The organism is Kitasatospora sp. NPDC059803 (assembly GCF_042732255.1).
In the GTDB taxonomy this organism is placed as follows: domain Bacteria; phylum Actinomycetota; class Actinomycetes; order Streptomycetales; family Streptomycetaceae; genus Kitasatospora.
The window spans coordinates 7,606-10,549 of the sequence record NZ_JBHWIJ010000196.1 but is presented as its reverse complement, the minus strand read 5'-3'; the positions used below and the strand labels follow the sequence as shown (position 1 = coordinate 10,549).

Annotated in this window: 4 protein-coding genes and 1 pseudogene; all 5 read left to right on the top strand. The window is 76.1% G+C overall.

Features of this window, described 5'->3' with window-relative positions; genetic code table 11:
- Nucleotides 1–141: pseudogene (locus ACFV6I_RS26750) on the top strand (ferric reductase); the annotation flags it as partial.
- Nucleotides 142–219: 78 nt separating this feature from the next.
- Nucleotides 220–744, top strand: coding sequence for an FMN-binding protein (locus tag ACFV6I_RS26745; RefSeq protein WP_380428089.1), 525 nt, complete (start codon nt 220–222; stop codon nt 742–744).
- Between the two features lie 30 nt (nt 745–774).
- The gene (locus ACFV6I_RS26740; RefSeq protein WP_380428095.1) at nt 775–1,533 is read left to right on the top strand and encodes an FAD:protein FMN transferase; all 759 of its coding nucleotides are present in this window, start codon (nt 775–777) and stop codon (nt 1,531–1,533) included.
- A gap of 195 nt (nt 1,534–1,728) precedes the next feature.
- Nucleotides 1,729–2,262, top strand: a complete 534-nt coding sequence (locus ACFV6I_RS26735) for an EF-hand domain-containing protein (RefSeq protein ID WP_380428087.1) — start codon at nt 1,729–1,731, stop codon at nt 2,260–2,262.
- A gap of 207 nt (nt 2,263–2,469) precedes the next feature.
- Nucleotides 2,470–2,944 (top strand): SAM-dependent methyltransferase (locus ACFV6I_RS26730; RefSeq protein WP_380428085.1); only part of this gene is annotated, 475 nt, incomplete at its 3' end.

Here is a 2,944-nt window from a genome sequence, read left to right as displayed (position 1 = left end):
CTCGCCCGGCGCGTCCCCGACCTCGCAGAGCACGAGGTCTACCTGTGCGGGCCGGACGCGCTGGCCGAGGAGGCCGTCCGTTCGCTGCGGGCCGCCGGGGTGCGGGCGGGGCGCATCCACCGGGAGTCCTTCGACTTCTGAGCCCGCTCGCCGAGCCCGCCGGACCTGCCGAGACCCGTCACACCGCCACCTCCGCCACACCCCCGAGGAGCCCCGCCCATGCGCCGAGCCGTCGTCACCGGTGCCGCCACCGCGGCCGGAGTCGTCCTGCTGCTCTCCCTCAAACCGCACGGGGCCGCCGGGCCCGCGCCGGTGATCAGCTCCGGCGGCACGGGCTCGTCCGGTACCGCAGGCTCGTCCGGCGCCACGGGTTCGTCCGGTACCGCTGCCGGGGCCTCCGACGCCACCGCTGGGCCGTCGGGCTCTCCCAGCGCACCGGCCGCCGGTGCCGCGGCCGGCGCCGGCGGCACCCGGAAGGTCACCGGCGACGCCGTGAACACCCGTTACGGCCCCGTCCAGGTCGAGGTCACCCTCGCCGGCAGCCGGATCACCACCGTCGACGTCGTCAAGTACCCCACCGAGGACCGCCGGGACCGCGAGATCAACAGCTCCGCGCTGCCCCTGCTCAACCAGGAGGCGATCGCCGCACAGAGCGCCGGGATCGACGTGGTCAGCGGCGCGACCTTCACCAGTGACGGCTACGTCCGCTCCCTGCAGAGCGCGCTCGACCGCGCCGGGCGGTGAGGCGCGGTGCTCCGCCACGCCGAACCCGTCATGGGCACCGTCTTCTCGATCGCCGTCCGCGATCCCGGCCCGGACACGCCCGCCGCGCTCCGCCGGATCGCCGACCGGCTGCACCGGATCGACGCGGTGTTCTCGCCCTACCGGCCGGACAGCGACATCAGCCGCCTCGACCGGGGCGAACTCGCCCTCGCCGGCTGCGATCCGCAGGTCCGCGTCGTCCTGGCGGCCTGCCGCGAGGTCGCCGCGCAGACCGACGGCTTCTTCACCGAGCGGCCCGGCGGCCGGCTCGACCCGAGCGGCTGGGTCAAGGGGTGGGCGGTCGAGGAGGCGGCCGGGCTGCTGGCCGCCGCCGGGGCCCGGCAGTACTGCGTCAGCGGCGGCGGGGACGTGCAGACCGCCGGCGGGCCGTGGCGGATCGGGGTCGCCCACCCGCTGCGGCCGGGCGCGCTGGCCGCCGTGCTGGGCGGCGACGGCCTCGCGGTGGCCACCTCCGGCACCGCCGAGCGCGGCGCGCACATCCTCGATCCGCACACCGGCCGGCCGACGTCCGGCCTCGCCTCGCTGACCCTGGTCGGCGCCCCCGGCACCGGGATCGCCCGCACCGACGCCTGGGCCACCGCCGCCTTCGCGATGGGCCCCGACCGCGCGCTCGCCTGGGCCGCCCGGCAGCCCGGCGTCGAGGCCCTCGCCGTCCTGCCCGACGGGACCAAGCGCTGGACGCCCGGCCTGCCCCGGCACCTCCCGCTCGCCGGCCCCGCCGACTGGCGGCCGGCCGCCCCGGCGGCCTGAGCAGGGCCGTTTGCGCGCCAACTGGCGTTCGAACGCTGATAGTTCACTCCATCAGGTGAAGAACTCGATCATGACTCATCCGCTCCGACCCGGGTGGCCGATAGTGGGGAGACCGATCGGACGCACACCATCCGGTCCCACCGGAACGCGTGGACCCACGGACACGCGTGAACCCACGGAAAGAGGTAGCGACACATGCCCACCGAGGCCACCCGGCGGATCGACCTCGTCTTCTCCCTGTTCGACGCCAACCGCAACGGCGTCGTCGAGGTCGACGACTTCAACCTGATGACGGCCCGCGTGGTCGCGGCCGCCGCCGATTCGGACGAGGCCGCGAAGGCCGCGATCCGCGCCGCCTTCCGGCGCTACTGGACCACCCTGGTCAGCGAGTTGGACACCAACGGCGACGGCGTGATCAGCCGCGAGGAGTTCGGCGGTTTCGTCCTCTCGCCCGAGCGCTTCGGCCCCACCGCCGGCGAGTTCGCCGACGCCCTGTCCGCGCTCGGCGACCCGGACGGCGACGGCCTGATCGAGCGCCCGCTGTTCGTGGCGCTGATGACCGCGATCGGCTTCGAGCACGCCAACATCCACGCCCTCTTCGACGCCTTCGGCCCCACCCCCGAGGACCGCATCACGGTGGCCGTCTGGGCCGCCGGGATCCGCGACTACTACGCCCCGGACAAGGCCGGCATCCCCGGCGACCTGCTGGTGGGCCAACCGGCCGCCTGATCTCCCCGGGGCGCGCCCGCCCCGGATCGGCTGAGCGACGGCGCCGCCGCCCCGCGCCTGCCCGGCGGCGCCGTCCCATGCTTCACGCACCGGGCCCACGGCGCCCGCGCCACCACCCACGACCGGTCCGCCGTCCAGCCTGTCCGGCCGATCCTGCCGGACAGGACCTGGTCGCGGCTTCCCGAAGTCCGAACACCAGGAGGGACCATGGCCACCGCCGCCCGCCCCCGTGCCGGCGTCGACGAGGGCGTCGGACCGACCGCCCTGATGGTCGCCGCCGCCCGCGCGATCGAGACCCACCGCCCCGACGCCCTCGCCCGGGACGCCCACGCCGAGCACTTCGTCCGCGCCGCCCGGTCCTCCACACACTGGCCGGTCCACCCCCGGGACGTCCCGGCCGGCGAGGCCGATCCGCTCTGGGGTCGGCTCGGCCGCTACTTCGCCCTGCGGACCAGGGCGTTGGACGACCAGCTGCTGTGGTCCGCCCACCTGGGCGTCCGCCAGGTGGTCCTGCTCGGCGCCGGCCTGGACACCCGGGCCTTCCGACTCGACTGGCCCGCCGACCTCGCCGTCTTCGAGGTCGACCGGCCCGAGGTCCTCGCGTTCAAGCAGCGCGTCCTCGACCGGCTCGACGCCCGGCCCGCGGCGCGCCGCGGGCCGGTGGGCGCCGACCTGCGCGGCG

Coding starts and splice junctions, on each gene's coding strand:
- ACFV6I_RS26740 (WP_380428095.1), top strand. CDS start 775: ATGGGCACCGTCTTCTCGATCGCCGTCCGCGATCCCGGCCCGGACACG.
- ACFV6I_RS26745 (WP_380428089.1), top strand. CDS start 220: ATGCGCCGAGCCGTCGTCACCGGTGCCGCCACCGCGGCCGGAGTCGTC.
- ACFV6I_RS26735 (WP_380428087.1), top strand. CDS start 1,729: ATGCCCACCGAGGCCACCCGGCGGATCGACCTCGTCTTCTCCCTGTTC.